Origin of the sequence: Actinomadura geliboluensis, from assembly GCF_043197915.1 — a bacterium.
In the GTDB taxonomy this organism is placed as follows: Bacteria; Actinomycetota; Actinomycetes; order Streptosporangiales; family Streptosporangiaceae; genus Spirillospora; species Spirillospora geliboluensis.
This window is the reverse complement of record NZ_JBICUA010000012.1, coordinates 146,936-169,065: the sequence shown is the minus strand read 5'-3', so window position 1 is coordinate 169,065 and position 22,130 is coordinate 146,936. Positions and strand designations below refer to the sequence as shown.

Sequence of the window (22,130 nt, the reverse complement as noted above, 5' to 3'; positions counted from 1 at the left end):
GCCGCTACTGGCGGTCGGCGTCCGGAATGGCACACTTTCTGTGCGGGGCCGTGGAGTCCGCACCGCGACCTGTGAAGGAGCCGCATGCACACCTGGGACGTCATGCGCCGGGACGACCTCGGCAACACCTTCCAGGTGGCCGCCCACGACTCGCGCATCGCGGCGCTGGCGCAGGTCCTGGTGATGGAGAGCGGCGTCCAGCACAAGCAGTCGTACTGGGTGGAGGGGCCGCCGGGGCCGGCCGTGCGCACCAACCGCGACCTGTACCTGGTCTTCCTGCACCTCGGCCAGGAGGCCCGCGCGGCGTCCTGGTCGCTGTCGGCGTTCCTGCGGTCGCTGTGGAAGGTCAGCGCTCCGCTGAGCGGCCAGTCCCGGCTGGAGCCCGACGACGTCGCGGCGATGTTCGCCGCCGCGTCCACCACGCCGCCCGCCGCCTTCGACCCCGCGTGGACGGGCAAGGACCTCGCGCTCCCCGGCGCCGAGCCGGAGGGGTACGCCGACTGGGAGCGGGTCCTGCTGTCCCAGATCGCCGACCTGGAGGACTTCCTCGTCCACCCGCCGGGGCCGCGGGCGCGGTTCGGCGCGGACGCGCCCCGGCCGCCGGGCTCGGGCGCCCGCGCCACCCCGGCCCGCTGGTACAACTTCGACCCGGCGACGTACCTGGAGTGCGCGGTGGCCGGCAGCCTCGGCGGCTGGGACGCCGCCGACGGCGCCCGGGTGCCGCTGCCGCCGCGGCCCGGGGAGCCGCCGGCCCGCTCCTACGTCCGCCCGATCACGACCATGACCTGGGCCGACCTCGCCCGGATCGCGGTGTGCGGCCAGATGTACGAGTAGCCGGTTCCGTCGGTCCCGCGTGGTAGGACTGGGGGCATGACCGACAGAGCGGTCGCGGTCACCGACCGGGGCGGCTGGTACCTGGCGCGGGGGCGCCCCCACCCGGCCCTGCGCCCGTTCCTGCGCTCCTACGACGGCTACTGGGAGACGCTCGCCGCCCCGAGCCGGATGCGCACGCTGCCCACCCGCACCACCGTGGTGATCCTCAACATGGGCCCGCCGCTGCACCTGGCGGTCCCCGACCCGGGCGTCGGCGACCGCTCGTACGGGTCGTTCGTGGCCGGCATGCACGACGGGCACGGCATGTACCTCAGCCCCGGCGGGCAGCGCGGCATCCAGCTCGACGTGACCCCGCTCGGCGCCTACTCGCTGCTCGGCGTGCCGATGGCCCGCCTCACCAACGCCGCCGTGGAGCTGCCCGACCTGCTCGGGAGCGAGGCCCGCGTGCTGGTCGAGCGGCTCGCCGAGGCCCCGTCCTGGGCGGCCCGCTTCGACCTGCTGGACGCCTTCCTGCTGCGCCGCCTCGACGCCGGCCCCGCCCCCGACCCGGAGGTGGCCCGGGCGTGGCGGCTGCTGGACGGCGGCGCCGGCGTCACGGTCGGCGACCTCGCCGCCGACGTCGGCTGGAGCCGCAAGCACCTCACCCACCGGTTCCGCGAGCAGGTGGGGCTGCCGCCCAAGGTGATGGCGCGGGTGCTGCGGTTCCGGCGCGCCGTCGAGCTGCTGTCCGGCGGCGCCGGGCTCGCCGACGCCGCGGCCGCCTGCGGCTACTACGACCAGGCGCACCTCAACCGCGAGTTCCGCGCCCTGTCGGGCTGCACCCCGACCGAGCTGATCGCCGGCCAGCTGGAGCAGCAGCGCGTCACCACCCTCGCCGAGCCCGCCTGACCGGCGGCGGGGCCCGGTGGGGGCCGGCGGGGTCAGCCCTGGTGCACCCCGCCGCCGAGGTTCATCACGATGACCCCGATCACGATGATGACCGCGCCGGCGATCGTGAGCGGCTTGAGCTGCTCGCCGAACAGCAGCACGCCGCCCGCGAACGCGCCGATCGTGCCGAGCGCGGACCAGATCGCGTAGACCGGGCCCACGTTCAGCGACGTCAGCGCCTTGGCCATGAAGACGAACGACACCAGGTACCCGGCCACGACGATCAGCGACGGCCACAGCCGGGTGAACCCCTCCGAGGCCCGCATCGCCAGCGTCGCCGTCACCTCGAAGGCGATCGCGAACGCCAGCAGCACGAACGGCATCAGCCGGCCCCGCCGTGCTCGGCGGCGACGGCCTCGAACACCTTCATGTCGGCGTCGAACTGCGTGCCGGGGCGCGGCCAGTGCAGCGCGATCTCCGTGATGCCCAGCTCGGCGTAGCGGCCCGCGAGGTCGGCGAACGCGCCGGGCGAGGCCAGCCACGGCTCCCCGGTGAACCCCGTCATCAGGACGAGGTCGTCGAGCTTGCGGCCCTCCGCGTCGCAGGCGGCCTTCAGCGCGGCGAGCCGGGACCGGACGACCTCCTGCGGCTCCCTGCCCTCGGCGTGGCCGCTGGTCACCCAGCCGGTGCCGTGCCTGGCGGCGACCCGCATCCCGCGCGGCCCGTTCCCCGCGATGAGGAACGGCACCCGGGGGCGCTGGACGCAGCCGGGCTCCTCGACGACCTCCCGCGCGCTGTAGTACGTCCCCTCGAAGGTCGTCCGCGGCCCGGTCAGCAGCCGGTCGAGCAGCTCCACCCATTCGGCGAACCGGGACGCCCGCTCGTCCGGGGACCACTCCGGCCCGCCGAGGACGCCGGCGTCGCTGGTGCGGTGCGTGCCGCCGGACCCGATCCCGACGGTCAGCCGGCCCCCGCTCACATGGTCGATCGTCTTGATCGCGTGCGCGGTGGGGACGGGGTGCCGGAAGTTCGGCGACGTCACCAGCGTGCCGATCCGGATCCGGGAGGTGACCGCGGCGGCCGCGGCCAGCGTCGTGTACGCGTCGTACCAGGGCGTCGCGCCCCGCCAGGCCAGGTGGTCGTACACCCAGGCGTGCCGGAACCCGAGGTCCTCGGCACGCCGCCACGGCTCCCCCGCCTCCGGCCACGACCGCATGGGCCACAGCACGGCGCCGATCTTCGGTGCGTTCACCCGTGTCTCCGTTCTCCTCGCTCCATCATGATCGGGCATCGGCGAGCCAGCGGTGCAGGGCCCACCACCGGTTCGCGGTCCGCGCCACCGCCGCGCCGCCCGCCGGGTCGAGCAGCGGCCGCCCGGTCAGCTGCTGGAAGCGGCGGATCCGGTACTTCACCGTATTGCCGTGGACGTGCAGCGCCGCCGCCGTCGGGCCGATCCGGCCGCCGTGGTCGAGGTAGGCCAGCGCCGTCTCGGCCAGCTCCCGGTGGAACGGGTCGTCTTGGTCCAGTCCGGACAGCAGCGCGACGGCGAGCAGCCCGCCGAGCTCCGGCTCGGCCGCGGTGACGGTGAGCAGCGCCAGGTCGGCCAGCTCCCGCATCCCGGTGAGGCCCGCGGCGGCGCCCGCCCGCAGCGCGCGGCGCCCGAGCCGGTACATGGGCGCGACCCCGGCGGGCCGGGCGGGCGGCGCGGCCACCAGCAGCGGGCCGGACGGCACCGGGTCCGGCAGGCGCGGGACCAGGGCGGCGAACCGGCCGTCCACGAGCCCGCACAGGCCGGGCGCCGCGGCGGTCAGCTCCTCCTCAAGCCGCGCCGCCACCTCGGGGTCGCTCACGTCCGACACCACGCAGTGGTACGCGGCGGCCGGGTCGAGCGGCGCGCGGACCGCGACCGCCTCCCCGTGCAGCAGCCGCCGGAGCAGCTGGCCGCGGGTCTCCCGCGCGGTGCGGGCCAGCTCCAGCTCGGCGACCCGGTGCGCCTGCACCATCCGGTGGACGAGCGCCGTGGTGATCTCGTCGATGCGGGTCACCCCGTCCAGCAGCTCGGCGTCGGGGACGCCCAGCCGGCGGCCGCCGGCGACGACCGTCCGGACGAGGTGGGCGCGGCCCGCCTGGAAGCCGTCCAGGAACGCCTCGACCGGCACCCCCTGCCGGGCCCGGTCCGAGCCGAGCCGCGCCGCCGCCGCGAGCACCTCCTCGCTCGGGCCGCCGCCGCGCAGCGCGGACACGACGCCGCGCACGAGCGCGCGGGTGTGCCGCCGGGTCTCCTCCTCGGGCAGCGCCGCCACCAGCTCCGACCGGCCGCGGGCGGCGCGCACCGTCGCCTCCAGCAGCGCCGGGTCGTCGCCGTGCTCGATCAGCAACCGGAGGAACCGGTCGCCCGCGCCGGGCTCCATCCCCCCATTCTGCGCCCCCGTTGTCCCGGCCGGACAACCGGCCCCGCGCGGCTTGGGCGCCGCCGGTCTAGCCGGGCCGCCGCCGCATGGTGTTCGGTGGGGGCAGGCTGAGGCGAGGAGGCCCCGATGTCCGACGAGGACGAGTTCCTGGAGAAGCTGCCGACCGACCTGATCTTCCGGCTGCCGCCCGCGTTCGACGACGTCGCGGACGAGCGCCGGCACCGCAAGGAGCGGCTGGCCGCCGCGCTGCGCATCTTCGGCAAGTTCGGGTTCGAGGAGGGCGTGGCCGGGCACATCACCGCCCGCGACCCCGAGCGCACCGACCACTTCTGGGTCAACCCGTTCGGCATGTCGTTCAAGCACATCAAGGTCAGCGACCTGATCCTGGTGAACCACGAGGGCAAGGTCGTCGAGGGCCGCTACCCGGTGAACGAGGCCGCGTTCGCGATCCACTCGCAGGTGCACCAGGCCCGCCCGGACGTGGTCGCCGCCGCGCACAGCCACTCCACCTACGGCCGCGCGATGTCGGCGCTCGGCCAGAAGCTGGAGCCGATCACGCAGGACGTGTGCGCGTTCTACCAGGACCACGGCCTGTTCGACGACTACACCGGCGTCGTCACCGACCTGGAGGAGGGCAAGCGCATCGCCGCCGCCCTCGGCGGCCACAAGGCCGTCATCCTGCGCAACCACGGGCTGCTCACCGTCGGCGACACCGTGGACGCCGCGGCCTGGTGGTTCATCACGATGGAGCGCTCCTGCCAGGTGCAGCTCCTCGCCAAGGCCGCCGGGCAGGTCGTCCCGATCGAGCACGACAACGCCGCCCTCACCCACGAGCAGATCGGCAACGACCTGGTCGGCTGGATCAACTACCAGCCGCTCTACGACCAGATCACCCGCGAGCAGCCCGACCTCTTCGAGTAGCCCGCGCCGCCCCGCCTACCCCGCGGAGCCCTCACCGGCCGCCCCGCCGGACCCGTCGCCGGAGTTCTCGGCGGCGGGCTCGGTGAGCGGGAGCAGGACCTGGAAGCGGGTGTCGCCCGGCAGCGAGGACGCCACCTTGATGTCGCCGCCGTGGCGGTCGGCGACGATCCGCCAGGAGATGTCGAGGCCGAGCCCGGTGCCCTGCCCGACCGGCTTGGTGGTGAAGAACGGCGTGAAGATCCGGTCGACGTCCTCGTCGGGGATGCCCGTCCCGGTGTCGCCGATCTCCACGAGCGCGTGGTCGTTCACGCGCGCCGTCCGGATGGTCAGCGTGCCCGCGCCCTGCATCGCGTAGAGCGCGTTGACGATCAGGTTCGTCCAGACCTGGTTCAGCTCCGCCGCGAACACCGGCACCGGCGGCAGCTCCGGGTCGTAGTCGAGCTTCACGGTCACGTCCGGGCCGATCTTGCGCTTCAGCATGGTCAGCGTGCTGTCCAGCAGCTCGCGCAGGTCGGCCCGGCCGTAGGGGGCGCGGTCGAGCTGGGAGTACTGGCGCGCCGAGTCCAGCAGCGCGGTGATGCGGCCCATCGCCTCGGAGATCTCCGTCTGGAGCTGCGTCACCTCCATCACCTCGGCGAGCCAGCGCATCGCCGCCGGCAGGTGCCCGCCGGCCGCCCGCTCGACCTCCTCCGCCTGCTCGGTCCCGACCCCGGCGGCGACCAGGCCCGGCGCGAGGTCCCAGGCGTCGGGGACGCCGTGCTCCTCCAGCCAGTCGCCCAGCTCGTCCTCGGCGTCGCTGACCTCCAGCGGGCTGCGCCGGCCGCCGGCCGGCGGCGCGGGCAGCGCCGGGCGCAGCGACACGAGCGCGCTCAGATGCGTGCAGTCGACGCCCTGCGCGGCGAGGTCGGCGAGGCCGCGCTGCGCGCCGAGCAGCCGCTCGCCGAGCTCCGCGCTGGCCCGCGCGGCGGCCGCGGCCGGGTTGTTCAGCTCATGGGTGAGCCCGGCCGTGATCGTGCCGAGCGCGGTGAGGCGCTCGCGCTGGTCGACGATCCGCCGCGCGTTGGTCATCCCGAAGAAGATGCCCTCCAGCAGGTGCGTGGCCATCGGGAACCACTTGCGGACGGCCTTGGCGAACTTCAGCGCGGGCAGCACGAACACCCGCGCCGGGCGCGTCGCCCGCAGCGAGTGCTGGTACCTCTGCTCGATCTTGTGCCCCAGGTACGCCTGCACGGCGCCGCCGTAGGTGCCGGGGCGGTCGGTCCGGCTGACCTCGACGGCGTGCCCCCGCACGGTCTGGGTCATCGCCATCTCGCCGTCCAGCAGGACGTAGAGGAACTCGGCGGGGTCTCCCTGCGCGCAGATGACGCCCTCGGCCGGGTACTCGGCGACCGTCCCGCACAGCGACAGCCAGCCGAGCTTGTCGTCGTCGAGGTCCTCGAAGAGGAACAGCCCCCGCAGCTCCTCCGGCGATGCCGTGCTCATGCCTGCTCCAAGTAGCGATGGACGAGCGCGACGGCCATCGCGCCGTCGCCGACCGCGGACGCGACGCGCTTCATCGACTCCGAGCGCACGTCGCCCGCGGCGAACACCCCGGGGACGCTCGTCTCCAGGTGGTAGGGCTGCCGGACGAGCGGCCACCCGGCGGGGCGGCGCCCGCCGGCGACCAGGTCGGGGCCCGTCAGCACGTACCCGCGCGCGTCGCGCTCGACGAACCCGTCCAGCCAGTCCGTGCCGGGCTCCGCGCCGATGAACACGAACAGCCAGTGCGCGTCGATGGTCTTCTTCCCGGCCGCCGACGCGAACGTGAGCCGCTCCAGCCGGTCGGCGCCCTCCGCCGCGCACACCGTCTTGCCCGTGTGCACCTCGATGTTCGGCGTCGCCGAGATCTGCTCGATCAGGTAGTGCGACATCGACTTCTCCAGGCCGTCGGCCCGGACGATGATGTGCACCTTCCTGGCGTACTTCGCCAGGTGCACCGCCGCCTGCCCGGCGGAGTTGGCGCCGCCGACGACGGCGACCTCCTCGTCCTCGCAGGACGGCGCCTCGGTGAGCGCGGCGCCGTAGAACACGCCCCGCCCGACGAAGTCCTCCACGCCCTCGGCGTTGAGGCGCCGGTAGGACACGCCGCTGGCGAGGATGACGGCGTGCGCGGCGATCTCCGTGCCGTCCGACAGCCGCACCACCCGCGCGGTGCCGCGCGACTCCAGCCCGACGACCTCGCCGGCCTGCAGCAGCTCGGCGCCGAACCGGTCGGCCTGCCGGCGGGCCCGGTCGGCGAGCTGCGCCCCGCTCACCCCGTCGGGGAAGCCCAGGTAGTTCTCGATGCGGGAGCTCTGCCCGGCCTGGCCGCCGAGGGCGCGGCGCTCCACCACGACCGTCCGCAGCCCCTCGGACGCGCCGTACACGGCCGCGCCGAGCCCGGACGGCCCGCCGCCCACCACGATCAGGTCGTAGAACCCGGTGGACGGCGTGCTCGGCACCCCGGCCGCGGCGGCCAGCTCGGCGTCCGACGGCGCCGACAGCGCCGTCCCGTCCGCGGTCACCACCAGCGGCAGCTCCGGCGACCCGGCGGCCGCGACCAGCTCGGCGCCCTCCGGGTCGGTGTCCATCACCCAGCTGTAGGGCACCTGGAGGCGGGCGAGGAGCTCGCGGACCTCGTAGCAGCGCGACGACCAGCGGTGCCCGACCACCCGCAGCTCGGCCGGCGGGCGGCGGTCGAGGCGGCCCCACGCGTCCAGCTGCTCGTCGATCACCGGGTAGAACTTCTCCTCCGGCGGGTTCCACGGCTTGAGCATGTAGTGGTCGAGGTCGACGTCGTTGATCGCGCGGATCGCCGCGTCGGTGTCGGCGTAGGCGGTCAGCAGGACGCGGCGCGCGTACGGGAACAGGTCCATCGCGCGCTCCAGGAACTCCACGCCGTCCATGCCGGGCATCCGGTAGTCGGCGAGGAGCACCGCCGTGTCGTCGCCGCGCAGCCGCAGCTCCGACAGCGCGTCCAGGGCCTGCGGCCCCGACTCCGCGCGGACGATCCGGTACGTCTCGGCGTACCTGCGGCGCAGGTCCCGCGCCACCGCCCGGGAAACGCCCGGATCGTCGTCGACGGTCAGCAGCACTGGCTTGGGCAACGTGTCCCCCTCGATCCGGCACAACCCCGGACGAAAGCCTACGACTCCCCTACCCCCTTCCGGCGCACGCGACCCGCCGATCCGACCCCCGCCGCCCGGCCGCCGCGGCGGCATCGGTCATGATCGGGGCATGGACCTGCGAGTTGCGCTCATCGGATACGGCACCGGCGGCTCGGTGTTCCACGCCCCGCTGATCTCCGCGGTGCCGGGGATGCGGCTCGCCGCGGTCGTCACCGGCTCCCCGGAGCGGCAGCGGGCCGTGCGGGAGCGGTACCCGGAGGCCGAGGTCCTGGACGGCGCGGACCGGCTGTGGGGCACCTCGGGCGACTACGACCTGGTGGTGGTCGCAGCGCCGAACCGGCAGCACGTGCCGCTGGCCCGGACGGCGCTGACCGCCGGCGTCCCGGTCGTGGTGGACAAGCCGGTCGCGGCCTCGGCGGCGGACGCCCGCTCCCTCGCCGCGCTGAGCGCCGTCCGGGGCCTGCCGGTGTTCCCGTTCCACAACCGCCGCTGGGACGGCGACTACGTCACGGCGGCGCGGCTGATCGAGTCCGGCGCGCTCGGCGAGGTGGGGCGGTTCGAGTCCCGGTTCGAGCGCTGGCGGCCCGAGGTGAAGGAGAGCTGGAAGGAGAGCACCGACCCCCGCGACGCGGGCGGCATCCTGTTCGACCTCGGCTCCCACCTCGTCGACCAGGCGCTGGCGCTGTTCGGCCGCCCCTCCCGCGTCTACGCCGAGATCGACACCCGCCGGCCCGGCGCCACCGCCCCCGACGACGTGTTCGTGGCGCTGGCCCACCCCGGCGGCGCCCGCTCGCACCTGTGGATGAGCGCGACCGCCGCCCAGCTCGGCCCGCGCTTCCGGGTGCTCGGGAGCCGCGCGTCCTACACGGTCTCCGGCATGGACCCGCAGGAGGAGCAGCTGCGCGCCGGCCTCACCCCGAAGGACCCCGGCTTCGGCATCGCCGACCCCGACGCCTACGGGCTGCTGGGCACACCCGGCGAGACGTCCCCGGAACCCACCGCGCCCGGCGCCTACCAGGAGTTCTACGCGGGCGTCGTCCGCGCCCTGCGCGACGGGGCGGCGCCGCCCGCCACGCTCGCCGACGCGATCACGGGGCTGGAGGTCATCGAGGCCGCCGCCCGCTCAGCCCGCGACGCGGCCGTCGTCGACCTCGACCCTCAGTAGCCCGATCGGGCGCCGGGTCAGAGGACGGAGACGTGGACGTGGTCGTAGTGGTTCTGGGTGACGCTGCCGCGGTCCTCCATCTGGCGCCAGCCGCCGCTGCTGCGCATGTCGTAGATGCGCTGCTTCCAGATGACGTACTTGATGCCGAGGCGGGACGCGTTGTCGATGACGTACTGCGCGACCCGGTCGCCGTGGGCCTGGGCTGAGGCGCTCGGCATCTTGCCGCCGGTGCTCTCCATGAAGTCGCAGGCGGTGCCGGAGCCGTGGTCCTGCGGGTCGCCGGGGCGGGCGCAGCCGATGGTGGGGAACGGGCCGAACTTGCCGTCGACCTCCAGCAGCACGGTGCGCATCCGCGAGGTCATGGAGTTGCCCACGATCGGCGACTTGCTGCCGCTCACCCCGTCGGGGCGCCCGGTGCCGCCGCCGCTCACGGGGGCCTTGGTCACCTCGGGCTTGTACTTGGCGAGGAGCTTCTTGACCCGGGCGCGCTGGCCCTCCAGGTCGTCGATCTCCTTCTTCACCGTCGCCAGCTTCTTCTTGGCGGCCTCGCGCGACTGCGCCGCCTTGGTGTTGAGGATCTCGAGCTCGGCGATGCGGCGGCCGTTGTTGCGGGTGATGTGCTCGATGACGGCGGCGTCGCGGACGGCGGCGCCGGGCTCGGCCGAGGACACCATCGGGATCACGTCGAGCCGGCCGGTCATGTAGGTGGTGGAGGCGATCCGCGCGACGGCGACGCGGGCCGCGTCGTACTCGCGGCCGGTCCTCTCCGCGTCCGCGCCCGCGCGCTCGGCGGCCTTCTTCGCCTCCTCCAGGGTGACCAGCTCGCCCCGGTACTCCTTCGACAGCTTCTCCGAGCGCTCCTTGAGCTTGGCGTACTCCTTCTTGAGGTCCTTCGGCTCCTGCGGGAGCCTCGCGGCGGCCCCGGACGCGGGCGGCAGCACCGCCGACACGCCCACCGCGAGCGCGATCGCCGCCAGGCGCTTCGCCGTGCGCCCGCGCGCCGCACGGGCCGTCCTGCCACCGGGATCGAGGGCCGCCACAGATCACTCCTAGATAACAAAGCTCAAGATTGGCGGCACGCTACCACAATCGCCCATTTAGCCTCAGACGCTTCCCCAAAACACACACTGTCACGCGAGAGTCACCGAGACCGGGCACATGGTACGAGACGCCCAGGGGGCGGGACCGCCGTCCGGCGGTCCCGCCCCCTGCCCCACGCCCCGTCACGCGCCCCGTCAGGGGCCGACGAGCTCCTCCCAGCGCGGGACCCGCGGCGGCCGCAGCAGCCGGAGCCCGGCCTCGGCGACCGTCCGGTCCGCCTTGCGGTTGTTGCACTTCCCACACGCCAGGACGGTGTTCTCCCAGGTGTCGCCGCCGCCGCGGGACTGCGGGCGGACGTGGTCGATCGTGTTCCCGCGCCCGCCGCAGTAGCAGCAGCGGCCCCGGTCGCGCAGGTACACGCCGCGCTTGCTCCACGGCGGCCGCCTGCCGTGCCGCCAGCGCATCGCGACGTACCGGACGAGCCGCAGGACCCGCGGCACCGGGAAGCGGCCGAAGGTCCGGCCCTCCTCCGCCTCCTCGACGACCGCCACCTCGCGCACCAGCATGCGGATGGCGTGCCGCAGGTCCACCCTCTGTAAGGGCTCGTACGACGCGTTCAGGACGAGCACGTTCACCGGGTCACCTCCTTGCCCGTGTGCCGCTCCCCCACCGGGATTCGAACCCGGATCCTCCCGCGCCGAACCCCTCCATTCCCGGATCCGTAGTACGGAGCAGAATGGAGAATGCCGACGGCGCGGCGTTCTTCCGGTGAACTATGGGGAAATGCTTCGGCAATTCCGTGGCCGCCGGGTATTTCCCGGAACGGCCTCCCCAAGAATGCCGAGCGGCGGGCCGCGGCGGCAAGGTGTTTTCGGGCCGGAGCGGCCGGTCAGGGCAGGGCGGCCACCCGGGCCTGGTACTCCAGGGACTCGCGCTCGGTGCGGAATCCCAGCTCCTCGTTGACCGCGATCATGTGCGCATTGTCGCCCGAATTGTCCGTTTCTATCTCGCGCACGTCGGGGCGCTCGGCGGCCAGCCAGGAGAGCATCGCGGCCTTCACCCAGATGCCGATGCGCCGGCCCCGGTGCTCCGGGACGACCGCCGTGTCGTACTGCGCGGCCCGGCCGGCCGAGTCGTGCGGGACGACGACCTCGGTGAACCCCGCGATCGCGCCGCCGTGCAGCGCGGCGACCGTGTACAGCTCGTCGCCGCGCTTGGCGACGACCTCGGCCATCTCCCGGACGCGGTGCGCGTCCCACTGCGTGCCCTCGTACTCGGCGAGGTCGGCCATGGCGTACTTGGCGCGGGCCAGGGCCGCCGCGTGCGCGTCCGGCACCACGCCCCGCCAGCGGGCCAGCCGGTACCCGGCGGGCGCCTCGGCGAGCAGGCGCGCGACGCGCTCCGGGGGGACGTCCGCCAGCCGCAGCACCATGCCGCGCAGGGTGAGCACGCACTCGAAGCCGAGCGACTCCAGGAACGGGACGGCCGGGGTCCCGGCGAGGACCTGCGCGATCACGCTGGCGCGCCCGTCGGCGCGCAGCCCGCCCGCGGCGGCGGCGAGCAGCCGGCCGCCGAGCCCGTGCCGCCGGTGCTCGGGGCGGACCTGGACGTCGATCTCGCCGGGGCGGCCGGCGCCCGGCTCGCCGGGGAGCCGGAGCGCCGCCACCGCGAGCAGCCGGCCGCCGTCCGCCACCGCCCAGAGCCGCTGCCGCGAGCCGGGGTCGGCGCCGAGCAGCCGCCGCGCCGTCGCGTCCGGGTCCGGGGCGGGCTCCCCGGCCGGGTCGGCGGCGTGGACGGCCGCGACCACCTCGTGCCACGCGCGGATCTGCGCGTCGGTCGGAGCATCGAGCGCGATGACGTCCATCCGACTTTTGTACCGGATCCCGGGCCGCCGCGACCGGGACCCCGGACATCCCGTGCCGGGAACCCGGGTCAGCCGTCCCGCGTGAACGCCGCCAGGATGCGGTCGGCGGCCAGGGCCGGGGTGAGCGTCCCGTCGGCGACGTCCCGCTCCAGCCCGGGCACGAGCTCGCGGACGCCGGGGTGCGCGTGCAGCTCGCCGAGCAGCCGGTCGCGGACCATCGCCCACGTCCAGCCGACCTGCTGGCGGCGGCGCCGGGCCTCCAGCTCGCCGGACGCGCGGAGCCGCTCCTGGTGCTCGACGATCAGGCCCCACACCTCGTCCAGCCCGGTGCCCTCGCGGGCGCTGCACGTCAGGACGGGGGTGTCGCGCACCCGCTCGTCGCTGCGCAGCATCCGCAGCGCCCCGGACAGCTCCCGGGCGGCGCGCTTGGCCTCCATCTTGTGCTCGCCGTCGGCCTTGTTGACGGCGATGACGTCGGCCAGCTCCAGGACGCCCTTCTTGATGCCCTGGAGCTGGTCGCCGGTGCGGGCGAGGGTGAGGAACAGGAAGGAGTCGACCATCTCGGCGACGGTCGTCTCCGACTGGCCGACGCCGACCGTCTCGACGAGCACGACGCCGTACCCGGCGGCCTCCATGACGACCATCGCCTCGCGGGTGGCCTTCGCGACGCCGCCGAGCGTCCCGGCCGTCGGCGACGGCCGGATGAAGGCGTCCGGGTCGGCGGCGAGGCGCTGCATGCGGGTCTTGTCGCCGAGGATGCTGCCGCCCGTCCGGGTCGAGGACGGGTCGACCGCGAGGACCGCGACCTTGTGCCCCTCCCCCGTCAGCTTCGTGCCGAGCGCGTCGATGAACGTGGACTTGCCGACCCCGGGCACGCCGGTGATCCCGACGCGGCGGGCGTTCCCCGCGTGCGGGGTCAGCTCGACCAGCAGCCTCTGCGCCAGCTCCCGGTGGTCGGGGCGGGTCGACTCCACGAGCGTGACCGCCCGCGCGATCCACGCCCGCGACCCCTCCCGCACCCCGGCGACGTAGTCGTCGAGCCCCGGCCTCACCGCGCGACGTGCCCCAGCTCGGCGCCCAGGTCGTCCAGCAGGCCGAGTGCCGCGTCCGCGAGCACGGTGCCCGGCGGGAAGATCGCCGCGGCGCCGGCGGCGCGCAGCTCGGCGAAGTCCTGCGGCGGGATGACCCCGCCCACGACGATCATGATGTCGGAGCGGCCGAGCGCGGCCAGCTCCTCGCGCAGCGCGGGCACCAGCGTGAGGTGGCCGGCGGCGAGCGAGTTGACGCCGACGATGTGCACGTCGGCCTCCACCGCCTGCCGGGCGACCTCCGCCGGGGTCTGGAACAGCGGGCCCACGTCGACGTCGAAGCCGAGGTCGGCGAACCCGGTCGCGATCACCTTCTGGCCGCGGTCGTGGCCGTCCTGCCCCATCTTGGCGACCAGGATGCGGGGGCGGCGCCCCTCGGCCTCCTCGAACGCGGCCGTCGCGGCGCGCGCCCGCTCGATGCTCGTCACCTCGCCGGCCTCTTCCCGATACACACCCGAGATCGTACGGATCTGCGCCGCGTGCCGCCCGTACGCCCGCTCCAGCGCGTCGGAGATCTCCCCGACGGTGGCCTTGGCGCGGGCCGCGTCGATGGCGAGCGCGAGCAGGTTGTGCTCCAGGCCGTGCGGGCGGGTGCCGCCCTCGGCGGCCTCGGCGGCGCGGGTCAGCGCGTCCAGCGCGGACCGGGCGGCGCCCTCGTCGCGCTCCTCCCGCAGCCGGCGGAGCTTGTCGATCTGCTGCGCCCGGACGGCCGCGTTGTCGACCTTGAGGACCTCGATCTCCTGCTCGGCGTCCGGCCGGTACTTGTTGACGCCGATGACCGGCTGCCGCCCGGAGTCGATGCGGGCCTGGGTGCGGGCCGCGGCCTCCTCGATGCGCAGCTTGGGCAGCCCCTCGTCGATGGCCTTGGCCATGCCGCCGGCCTGCTCGACCTCGGTGATGTGCGCCCAGGCGCGGCGGGCGAGGTCGTAGGTGAGCCGCTCGACGTAGGCGCTGCCGCCCCACGGGTCGATGGTGCGGGTCGTCCCGGACTCCTGCTGCAGGAGGAGCTGGGTGTTGCGGGCGATGCGGGCCGAGAAGTCGGTCGGCAGGGCCAGCGCCTCGTCCAGCGCGTTGGTGTGCAGCGACTGGGTGTGGCCCTGCGTGGCGGCCATCGCCTCGATGCAGGTGCGGGCGACGTTGTTGAACACGTCCTGCGCGGTCAGCGACCAGCCCGACGTCTGGGAGTGCGTCCGCAGCGACAGCGACTTCGGGTTCCGCGGCCCGAACGTCTTCACCAGCCGCGCCCACAGCAGCCGGGCGGCGCGGAGCTTGGCGACCTCCATGAAGAAGTTCATCCCGATCGCCCAGAAGAACGACAGGCGGGGCGCGAACGCGTCGATGTCCAGCCCGGCCTCGCGCCCGGCGCGGATGTACTCGACCCCGTCGGCGAGGGTGTAGGCCAGCTCCAGGTCGGCGGTGGCCCCGGCCTCCTGGATGTGGTAGCCGGAGATCGAGATGGAGTTGTACTTCGGCATCCGCTGCGAGGTGAACGCGAAGATGTCGGAGATGATCCGCATCGACGGCTGCGGCGGGTAGATGTAGGTGTTGCGGACCATGAACTCCTTGAGGATGTCGTTCTGGATGGTCCCCGCCAGCGCCTCCGGCTTCACCCCCTGCTCCTCGGCCGCGGCGATGTAGAGCGCGAGGACGGGCAGCACGGCGCCGTTCATGGTCATCGACACGCTCATCTTGTCCAGCGGGATGCCGTCGAACAGCTGGCGCATGTCGTAGATGGAGTCGATCGCCACCCCGGCCATGCCGACGTCGCCGGCGACGCGCGGGTGGTCGGAGTCGTAGCCGCGGTGGGTGGCGAGGTCGAAGGCGACCGACAGGCCCTTCTGCCCGGCCGCGAGGTTGCGGCGGTAGAAGGCGTTGGACTCCTCGGCGGTGGAGAAGCCGGCGTACTGCCGGATCGTCCACGGCTGGGTGGCGTACATCGCCGGGTAGGGGCCGCGCAGGTACGGCGCGATGCCCGGCAGCGTGTCGAGGAAGTCGACCCCGGCCAGGTCGTCGCCGGTGTAGAGCGGCTTGACGCCGATGCCCTCCGGGGTGTCCCAGGTCTGGGCCTCCGGGTCCCCGCCGGTGGCGTCGGCGACGGCGGCGCGCCACCGCTTGGCGGCCTCGTCGGCGGGGGGCGCGGTCCCGAGGTCGATCTCGGTGAAGTCGGGGATCATTCGTTCACTCCCAGATCGTGGAGGGTGGTCTCCAGGACCCCGATCGCGTCGCATCCGGCGTACACGCGGGCGTCGACCCCCTCGTAGGTTCCCTTACCCGCGAGCCAGACCTTCACCGCGCCCGCGTCGCGCAGGATCCGCGCGGCGTCCCGGGCCCGATCGGCGTAGACCTTGTCGCTGGAGCACAGGCAGGCGACGGCGGCGCCGGACGCGGCGAACTCCTCGGGCGCGCCGGTGACCGTCTCGATCCCGCCCGCCTGGAAGAGGTTGGCGGCGAACGACGCGCGCGCCGTGTGCACGGCGATGGGCCCGAGCGTCGCCAGGAACACCCGGGGCCGGGAGCCGGTGGCCTCGGCGTGGGCGTCGGAGCGGTCGCGAAGGGCCTCGAAGTCCTGCGCGTACGACACCACCGGGAGGCCGCCGCCCGGCTGCGCCGGGGCGGGGTCGCGCTCGGGCAGCGCCTCGGCGAGGTTGGGGAACTCGCTGACGCCGGTGAGCGGCGCCTTGCGGCGGGCGATGTCGGCGCGGCGCCGCTCCCACGTCGCGGCGAGCCGGTCGGCGACGAGCCCGGACTCCAGGGCCGCGGCGAGGCCGCCGGCCTTCTCGATCTCGGTGAACCAGGTCCAGGCGGCCTGGGCGAGGCCCTCGGTGAGGCTCTCGGCGTACCAGGACCCGCCGGCCGGGTCGACGACGCGGGCGAGGCTCGACTCCTCCAGCAGGAGGGTCTGGGTGTTGCGGGCGATGCGGCGGGCGAAGTCGTCGGGCAGCCCGAGGCGGGCGTCGAACGGCAGGACCGTGACGGCGTCGGCGCCGCCGACGCCGGCCGCGAACGCCGCGATGGTGGTGCGGAGCATGTTCACCCACGGGTCGCGGCGGGTCATCATCGCCGCCGAGGTGACCGCGTGGATCCGGGCGGCCGTCCCGTCGGCGGCGCCGCTGACCTCGGCGACCCGCGCCCACAGCCGGCGCATGGCGCGCAGCTTGGCGATCGAGGAGAACTGGTCGGCGTTGACGGCGAGGCGGAACTCCAGCTGCCCGAACGCCTCGTCCACGCTCAGCCCGGCGCCGGTCAGGGCGCGCAGGTAGGCGACGCCGGCGGCGACGGCCGCGCCGAGCTCCTCGGCGTCCGCGCCGCCCGCGTCGTGGTACGGGGTGCCGTCCACGGTGATCGCGCGGAGCCTGGGGAACTCGCGTGCGCACCGGACGGCCAGCGCGGCGGCCTCCTCCAGCGAGCCCTGGGCGCCCGTGCGGGCCTGGAGCCCGAGCGGGTCGGCGCCGAGGCTTCCGGACGCGTCGGCCGCGTTCCCCCGCTCGGCGGCCAGGGACAGGAAGGCGCCGGCCGCCTCGGCCGTCGCCGCTCCCGCGTCCAGCACCACGGGCGCGAGGTCGAGCAGCACGCCGCGCAGGGCGTCGGGGAGGGCCGCGACGGGCAGGCCGCCGTCGCCGAGCCGCAGCCAGACCGAGGTGGCGCCGTTCTCCAGGTCGGCGAGGATCGCCTCGCGGGTGGCGGCGGCGTCGGGGTGCGCGTGCCGCTGCCGGACGTCCCAGCCGGCGATGCCCTCGCCGTCGGGCCGCACCTCGCGGACGTACGGGGCCAGGCCGGGGCGTCCCGGCGGGGCGTCGGCCCGGGTGTAGAGCGCCGCGACCGGCACCCCGTCGTACGACTCGCGGGTCAGCAGACCCTCGATCCCGTCAAGGGGGGTGTCGTCGGTCGCCGCGCCGGACTTGCGCAGCACCCCCTTCACCATCTCCCGCCACCGGTCGCGCTCGGCCGGGGGGAAGGCGGCGGCCAGTTCGAGTTCCTCAGGCGGCACCGTCATGGCGGAAATCGTAGGTGAGCGACCGAACGGGGCTCTAAAGCGGGTCCCGCTGACCAGTACCCGGGCCCGCCCCCGGGTCCCCGCCGGCCGGTGCCCTGGCCGCCCCCCCGGGGCCCGGTTAGCGGCACGGGGGCCGGGAAAAGGGGCGTCATGACCTTGGACTCTCTCCCCGGTGACCTCTACCACATGCAGGAACTCCTCGACGAGCGCGAGCAGCGGATCGTCGGCCGGGTGCGCGCCTTCCTGGAGGCGAAGGTCGCGCCGATCGCCGACGGCTGCTGGGCGCGGGCGGAGTTCCCGTTCGACCTGATCCCCCAGTACGGCGAGCTCGGCATCGCCGGGCTCGCCCACGACGAGTGCCCCGGGGAGAAGCCGAGCAGCCTGCTCACCGGCTTCCTCGCGATGGACATGGCGCGGGTGGACCCGTCCATGGCGACGTTCTTCGGCGTCCACACCGGCCTCGCGATGGGCAGCATCGGCCGCTGCGGCTCCCCCGAGCAGCGCGAGCGGTGGCTGCCCGCGATGGGGCGGATGGAGAAGATCGGCGCGTTCGCGCTCACCGAGCCGGAGGGCGGGTCGGACGTCGCGCTCGGGCTGCGCACCACGGCCCGCCGCGACGGCGACCACTGGGTGCTGAACGGCGCCAAGCGCTGGATCGGCAACGCCACGTTCGCCGACCACACCGTCGTGTGGGCGCGCGACGAGGCGGACGACCAGGTGAAGGGGTTCGTCGTCGCCAAGGGCACGCCGGGGTTCACCGCCACCCCGATCCGCAACAAGATCGCGCTGCGGACGGTGCAGAACGCCGACATCGTGCTGGCGGACTGCCGCGTCCCCGAGTCCGACCGGCTCGCGGGCGCGAACACCTTCAAGGACACCGCCGCGATCCTGCGCCGGACGCGCAGCGGCGTCGCGTGGCAGGCCGTCGGGGTGATGCTCGCCGCCTACGAGATCGCCCGCGACTACGCGGTGGAGCGCGAGCAGTTCGGCCGGCCGATCGCCCGGTTCCAGCTCGTCCAGGACCTGCTGGTCCGGATGCTGGGGAACGCCACCGCCTGCCTCGGCATGGTGGTTCGGCTGGCGCAGCTCCAGGACGCCGGCCGGTACCGCGACGAGCACTCGGCGCTCGCCAAGGCGTACTGCACCACCCGGATGCGGGAGGCCGTCGGCTGGGCGCGCGAGCTGATGGCGGGCAACGGGATCGTCCTCGACTACGGCATCGGCCGCTTCGTCGCCGACGCCGAGGCGCTGTACTCCTACGAGGGCACCCGGGAGATCAACACGCTCATCGTCGGCCGCGCGGCGACCGGAATGGGGGCGTTCGTCTGATCCGCCGCCCGCGGCCGGCCCCCGAAGTGATCAACGGGTACCCCGGAAGGCCCTGTGGCTAGGGACGTTGCTAGAGTTCGGGCACGTACCGCCCCTCCAGAACCTTGCAGAGGAACCAACGCATGTCGACTGGCAGCCACGCCGGGCGCCCGAAGTCCTGGGTCGCCGTGGCCATCATCTTCGTCGGTTTCGTCGTCGGTGGTGTCGGCATCACCATGGGCCCGGACTGGATCGTGTTCGGCGTGGGCGCCGCGATCACCGTGGTCGGCGGCATCGTCGCGCTGGCCGTCGACATCATGACCGACGTCATCGTCGACGACCCCCGACAGTAGCGGGGCGGCCATGGCGTTCGGTCGCCCTCCCATCGAGGAGCGGATCGCGGCGCGCCAGCGCGAGCGCGGCGAGCTGAAGCACGGGGCGGTCTTCCCGCACGGCCCGGCCAAGATGCTGTTCTTCTTCAGCATGGGCGTGGTCGTGGTCACGCACATCATCGCCCTGGCGATGTACTTCGTCGACGCGGGGCCGGGCCGCTAAGCCCCGCGCGGGGTCAAGATCGGGTCAAGAAGATCCCTTTCCACTCGGATTACGGTCTGTCCGCCAGGTGCGGGCTCGGCGGCGGCCACGTACGGTCGAGGTGAGTGTGGCCGCCTGAGTCGCCCCGAGACCGAGGTGGTGGAAGGCCCTGCGGTTCGGCATCGAGGAAGAGTACTTCGTCGTCGATCCCGTCTCCCGGGAGGTCGTCCCCCGTGCCGCCGCCGTCGTGCGGCGGGCCGGCGCGGCGCTGGGCGAGCGCGCCTCCACCGAGCTGGTGGCGTTCCTCGCCGAGGCCAAGACCTCGCCGTGCGACGACCTGGACAAGCTCCGCGAGCAGGTCCGCGCGATGCGGGCCGCGATGGCGGCGGCCGCGGCGGCCGAGGGCGTGCGGCTCGCCGCCACCGGGACGCCCGTACTGGGCGAGGTGATCCCGGCGCCGATCGGCGCCGGCGCCCGCTACGCCGAGAGCCTGGCCGTGTACCGGGGGCTGGACGACGAGCAGAGCATCTGCTCCTGCCACGTCCACGTCGAGATGCCCGACCGCGAGCACGCCGTCCAGGTCGGCAACCATCTGCGGCCGTGGCTGCCGACGCTGCTCGCGCTCGCCGCGAACTCCCCGTACTGGGCCGGGCGCGACACCGGCCACGCCTGCTGGCGGGCGATGGCGTGGGCCCGCTGGCCGGTGGCGGGCCCGCCGCCCTACTTCGACTCCGCCGCCCACTACGACGACCTCGTCGGGACGCTGCTCGGCTGCGGCGCCCTGATGGACACCGGGACGATCTTCTGGGACGTCCGGCCGTCGGCGCGGCTGCCGACCGTGGAGGTCCGGCTCGCCGACGTCGCGCCGACCGCCGCCGACGCGGCCGTGCTCGCCGCGCTGATCCGGGCGCTGGTGCGGGAGGCGTCCCGCGCGGTGGCCGGCGGCGAGCGGGCGCCCGACCCGCCGCAGGAGATGCTGCGCGCGGCCTACTGGCTGGCCGCGCGCAACGGGCTGGCGGGGCGGGGCCTGGACGTGCGCACCGGCCGCGCCGCCGGTCAGCGGGCGCTCGCCGGCGACCTGCTGGCGCACGCGCTGCCCGCGCTGAGCGCGGCGGGCGACCTCGGCTTCGTCACCGCGGGCGTCCGGCGGCTGCTCACCGGCGGGACGGGCGCCGAGCGGCAGCGCGCCGCCTACCGCAGGCGCGGCCTGCTGTCCGACGTCGTCGACGCCGCGCTGCTGCCGGACCGGTGACCCGCGGCGAGTAATCCGATCCGGCCGGATTTTACGTATTTGGCCCGTTTCTCCCGGTCGGCGCCGGGTACCAACTGGTCTGGACCAGTCGCCGCCGGCCGCCGGAACGGGGACGCGGGCCGTCGCACGGCCGCCCGCGACCGCGTACCCTCGACCGGATGCAGGCGACCGCAGCGACCTCGGACGGAGCGACCGCACGATGAGCCTCAGGCCCGGTGGACCGGGCGTGATGCCGCAGGGCCCCTTCGTCCATCCCGCGCTCTTCTACCGCGACGACGAGGAGTACCTCGCCGGCACCGTCCCGTTCGTCCGGGCGGGGCGCGCGGCGGGCGAGCCGGTCGCGGTCGCGGTCCCCGGCCGCCGCCTGGAGCTGCTGCGCGACGCGCTCGGCCCCACCGCCCGCGAGGTCACCTGGCTGGACATGGCCGAGGCGGGGCGCAACCCGGGGCGGATCATCCCCGGCGTCCTGCGCGGCTTCGCCGACCGGCACCACGGCGGCCGGGTGCGGATCATCGGCGAGCCGATCTGGCCCGGCCGGACCGCCACCGAGTACCCCGCCTGCGCGCAGCACGAGGCGCTGATCAACCTGGCCTTCGCCGGGCGCGGCGTGTCGATCCTGTGCCCCTACGACACGGCCGGGCTGGACGAGGTCGCGCTCGCCGACGCCCGCGCCACCCACCCCGTGCTCATCGACCGGCACGGCGAGCACGTCAGCGAGGACTACGCGCCCCACCGCGTCATCCGCGCCTACAACCGGCCGCTGCCGGAGCCGTCCGGCGCCGTCGCGATGAGCTTCGACCTCGACGCGCTCCCCCGCGTCCGCGAGTTCGCCTGCCGCTGGGCCGCCCGGCTCGGCCTCGGCGCCGACGCCGTGGGCGACCTGGAGCTCGCCGTGAGCGAGCTGGCCGCGAACTCCTGCCTGCACGGCGGCGGGTCCGGCACCGCCCGGCTGTGGGCCGAGGACGGGCAGGTCGTCTGCGAGGTCCGCGACGCCGGGACGATCACCGACCCGCTGGCCGGGCGCCGCCCGGCGCACATGAGCCCGCACGGCGGCCGGGGCATCCTGCTGGTCCACCACCTCGCCGACCTCGTCCGGATGCACACCGGCCCCGGCGGAACCGCGATCCGGGTGTACCTGCGCGCGTAGCCCCCTCGGCAGGCCGAGACTTGACCCGGGTTCAGGTGTAGGGGGCCGACGGCGGGAATGATGCCCTGCGCCCGAACTCTCCCGACCGTGATGGGGAACGATGCGTCTTCTTGCTCGTGCTCACCAGATGCCGGTCCGCCTGGCCGTGGGGGCGTTCGTGCTGAACTCGGGGCTGTCGAAGCACAAGGCCCTGGACGAGTCGGCCGAACAGACCCACGGCATGGCGAAGGCCGCCTACCCGTTCCTGGAGTCGCAGGACGCGCGGGACTTCACCCGCAACCTCAGCCGGGCCGAGATGGCCCTCGGCTCCGCGCTGATCGCCCCGTTCGTGCCCTCGCTGCTCGCGGGCGCGGCGCTGACCGCGTTCGCCGCCGGGCTGACCGGCCTCTACCTGCGGCTGCCCGGCATGCGGGAGGAGGGCGGCATCCGCCCCACCCAGCAGGGCATCGCGCTCGCCAAGGACATCTGGCTGGTCGGGGTGGGGACCTCCCTCGTCCTGGAGGAGCTGACCCGGATCCGCGGGGACCGCTGTCCTTGACGCGGCGGCGCGGCGGCGGT

The 22,130-nt window shown here is 74.6% G+C and carries 21 protein-coding genes and 1 tRNA gene; 10 read left to right on the top strand and 12 right to left on the bottom strand.

What is annotated here, in order from left to right; translation table 11 throughout:
* Positions 1–84: 84 nt before the first annotated feature.
* Positions 85–834, top strand: a complete 750-nt coding sequence (locus ACGFI1_RS34180) for a hypothetical protein (RefSeq protein ID WP_387067273.1) — start codon at positions 85–87, stop codon at positions 832–834.
* Between the two features lie 36 nt (positions 835–870).
* Positions 871–1,722, top strand: coding sequence for a helix-turn-helix domain-containing protein (locus tag ACGFI1_RS34175; RefSeq protein WP_392791355.1), 852 nt, complete (start codon positions 871–873; stop codon positions 1,720–1,722).
* Between the two features lie 32 nt (positions 1,723–1,754).
* Here ACGFI1_RS34175 and ACGFI1_RS34170 read toward each other — a convergent pair whose 3' ends face one another.
* From ACGFI1_RS34170 to ACGFI1_RS34160, 3 genes are read right to left on the bottom strand one after another with little or no spacing between them, the layout of a single operon-like run.
* Positions 1,755–2,084: a DMT family transporter gene (locus tag ACGFI1_RS34170; protein WP_138641487.1), complete on the bottom strand. Its 330-nt coding sequence runs from the start codon at positions 2,082–2,084 to the stop codon at positions 1,755–1,757.
* Positions 2,084–2,953 carry an LLM class flavin-dependent oxidoreductase gene (locus tag ACGFI1_RS34165; protein ID WP_392791353.1) on the bottom strand — a complete coding sequence of 290 codons (870 nt, stop codon included), beginning with the start codon at positions 2,951–2,953 and terminating at the stop codon, positions 2,084–2,086. The genes ACGFI1_RS34170 and ACGFI1_RS34165 overlap by 1 nt, the downstream gene beginning before the upstream one ends.
* A gap of 25 nt (positions 2,954–2,978) precedes the next feature.
* The gene (locus ACGFI1_RS34160; protein WP_392791350.1) at positions 2,979–4,112 is read right to left on the bottom strand and encodes a helix-turn-helix domain-containing protein; all 1,134 of its coding nucleotides are present in this window, start codon (positions 4,110–4,112) and stop codon (positions 2,979–2,981) included.
* 126 nt (positions 4,113–4,238) lie between these two features.
* Between ACGFI1_RS34160 and ACGFI1_RS34155 the strand changes: the two genes are divergently transcribed.
* Positions 4,239–5,033: a class II aldolase/adducin family protein gene (locus ACGFI1_RS34155; protein ID WP_171069447.1), complete on the top strand. Its 795-nt coding sequence runs from the start codon at positions 4,239–4,241 to the stop codon at positions 5,031–5,033.
* A gap of 15 nt (positions 5,034–5,048) precedes the next feature.
* On the opposite strand, the gene ACGFI1_RS34150 is transcribed toward ACGFI1_RS34155, so the two are convergent.
* Together ACGFI1_RS34150 and ACGFI1_RS34145 are read right to left on the bottom strand one after the other, a co-directional pair.
* A complete protein-coding gene (locus ACGFI1_RS34150) occupies positions 5,049–6,515 on the bottom strand; it encodes an ATP-binding protein (RefSeq protein ID WP_392791348.1) in 1,467 nt (488 codons plus the stop codon).
* Complete coding sequence (locus ACGFI1_RS34145; protein ID WP_392791345.1) at positions 6,512–8,158, bottom strand: FAD-dependent oxidoreductase; 1,647 nt, start codon at positions 8,156–8,158, stop codon at positions 6,512–6,514. The genes ACGFI1_RS34150 and ACGFI1_RS34145 overlap by 4 nt, the downstream gene beginning before the upstream one ends.
* A 130-nt stretch (positions 8,159–8,288) precedes the next feature.
* On the opposite strand from ACGFI1_RS34145, the gene ACGFI1_RS34140 reads away from it, so the two are divergent.
* Positions 8,289–9,344 (top strand): Gfo/Idh/MocA family oxidoreductase, encoded by a 1,056-nt coding sequence (locus ACGFI1_RS34140; protein WP_392738049.1) that lies wholly within the window; start codon positions 8,289–8,291, stop codon positions 9,342–9,344.
* Positions 9,345–9,361: 17 nt separating this feature from the next.
* Here the strand turns inward: ACGFI1_RS34140 and ACGFI1_RS34135 are convergent, their stop codons facing one another.
* From ACGFI1_RS34135 to ACGFI1_RS34105, 7 genes are all read right to left on the bottom strand, one after another.
* Positions 9,362–10,384 (bottom strand): coiled-coil domain-containing protein, encoded by a 1,023-nt coding sequence (locus ACGFI1_RS34135; protein ID WP_392791343.1) that lies wholly within the window; start codon positions 10,382–10,384, stop codon positions 9,362–9,364.
* A 195-nt stretch (positions 10,385–10,579) separates the two neighbouring features.
* Positions 10,580–11,020 carry an HNH endonuclease gene (locus ACGFI1_RS34130; protein ID WP_386866568.1) on the bottom strand — a complete coding sequence of 147 codons (441 nt, stop codon included), beginning with the start codon at positions 11,018–11,020 and terminating at the stop codon, positions 10,580–10,582.
* 26 nt (positions 11,021–11,046) lie between these two features.
* Positions 11,047–11,168 (bottom strand) — tRNA-OTHER (locus tag ACGFI1_RS34125).
* 106 nt (positions 11,169–11,274) lie between these two features.
* The gene (locus ACGFI1_RS34120) at positions 11,275–12,249 is read right to left on the bottom strand and encodes a GNAT family N-acetyltransferase (RefSeq protein WP_392791340.1); all 975 of its coding nucleotides are present in this window, start codon (positions 12,247–12,249) and stop codon (positions 11,275–11,277) included.
* A gap of 68 nt (positions 12,250–12,317) precedes the next feature.
* Positions 12,318–13,301 carry a methylmalonyl Co-A mutase-associated GTPase MeaB gene (meaB, locus tag ACGFI1_RS34115; RefSeq protein ID WP_392791337.1) on the bottom strand — a complete coding sequence of 328 codons (984 nt, stop codon included), beginning with the start codon at positions 13,299–13,301 and terminating at the stop codon, positions 12,318–12,320.
* Complete coding sequence (gene scpA / locus ACGFI1_RS34110) at positions 13,298–15,511, bottom strand: methylmalonyl-CoA mutase (RefSeq protein ID WP_392738039.1); 2,214 nt, start codon at positions 15,509–15,511, stop codon at positions 13,298–13,300. The genes meaB and scpA overlap by 4 nt, the downstream gene beginning before the upstream one ends.
* A complete protein-coding gene (locus ACGFI1_RS34105) occupies positions 15,508–17,331 on the bottom strand; it encodes a methylmalonyl-CoA mutase family protein (RefSeq protein WP_392791334.1) in 1,824 nt (607 codons plus the stop codon). Before ACGFI1_RS34105 ends, scpA begins: the two co-directional genes overlap by 4 nt.
* 150 nt (positions 17,332–17,481) lie before the next feature.
* Between ACGFI1_RS34105 and ACGFI1_RS34100 the strand changes: the two genes are divergently transcribed.
* The 6 genes from ACGFI1_RS34100 (at position 17,482) to ACGFI1_RS34075 (ending at position 22,110) form a co-directional block, all read left to right on the top strand.
* Positions 17,482–18,660, top strand: coding sequence for an acyl-CoA dehydrogenase family protein (locus tag ACGFI1_RS34100; protein WP_392791331.1), 1,179 nt, complete (start codon positions 17,482–17,484; stop codon positions 18,658–18,660).
* Between the two features lie 122 nt (positions 18,661–18,782).
* Positions 18,783–18,992 carry an HGxxPAAW family protein gene (locus ACGFI1_RS34095; RefSeq protein WP_301176680.1) on the top strand — a complete coding sequence of 70 codons (210 nt, stop codon included), beginning with the start codon at positions 18,783–18,785 and terminating at the stop codon, positions 18,990–18,992.
* A gap of 10 nt (positions 18,993–19,002) precedes the next feature.
* Positions 19,003–19,194: a hypothetical protein gene (locus ACGFI1_RS34090; protein WP_301176681.1), complete on the top strand. Its 192-nt coding sequence runs from the start codon at positions 19,003–19,005 to the stop codon at positions 19,192–19,194.
* A gap of 148 nt (positions 19,195–19,342) precedes the next feature.
* The gene (locus tag ACGFI1_RS34085; protein ID WP_392791684.1) at positions 19,343–20,425 is read left to right on the top strand and encodes a carboxylate-amine ligase; all 1,083 of its coding nucleotides are present in this window, start codon (positions 19,343–19,345) and stop codon (positions 20,423–20,425) included.
* A gap of 199 nt (positions 20,426–20,624) precedes the next feature.
* The gene (locus ACGFI1_RS34080; protein WP_386866580.1) at positions 20,625–21,572 is read left to right on the top strand and encodes an anti-sigma factor RsbA family regulatory protein; all 948 of its coding nucleotides are present in this window, start codon (positions 20,625–20,627) and stop codon (positions 21,570–21,572) included.
* Between the two features lie 100 nt (positions 21,573–21,672).
* Positions 21,673–22,110, top strand: a complete 438-nt coding sequence (locus ACGFI1_RS34075; RefSeq protein ID WP_301176683.1) for a hypothetical protein — start codon at positions 21,673–21,675, stop codon at positions 22,108–22,110.
* Positions 22,111–22,130: the final 20 nt, after the last annotated feature.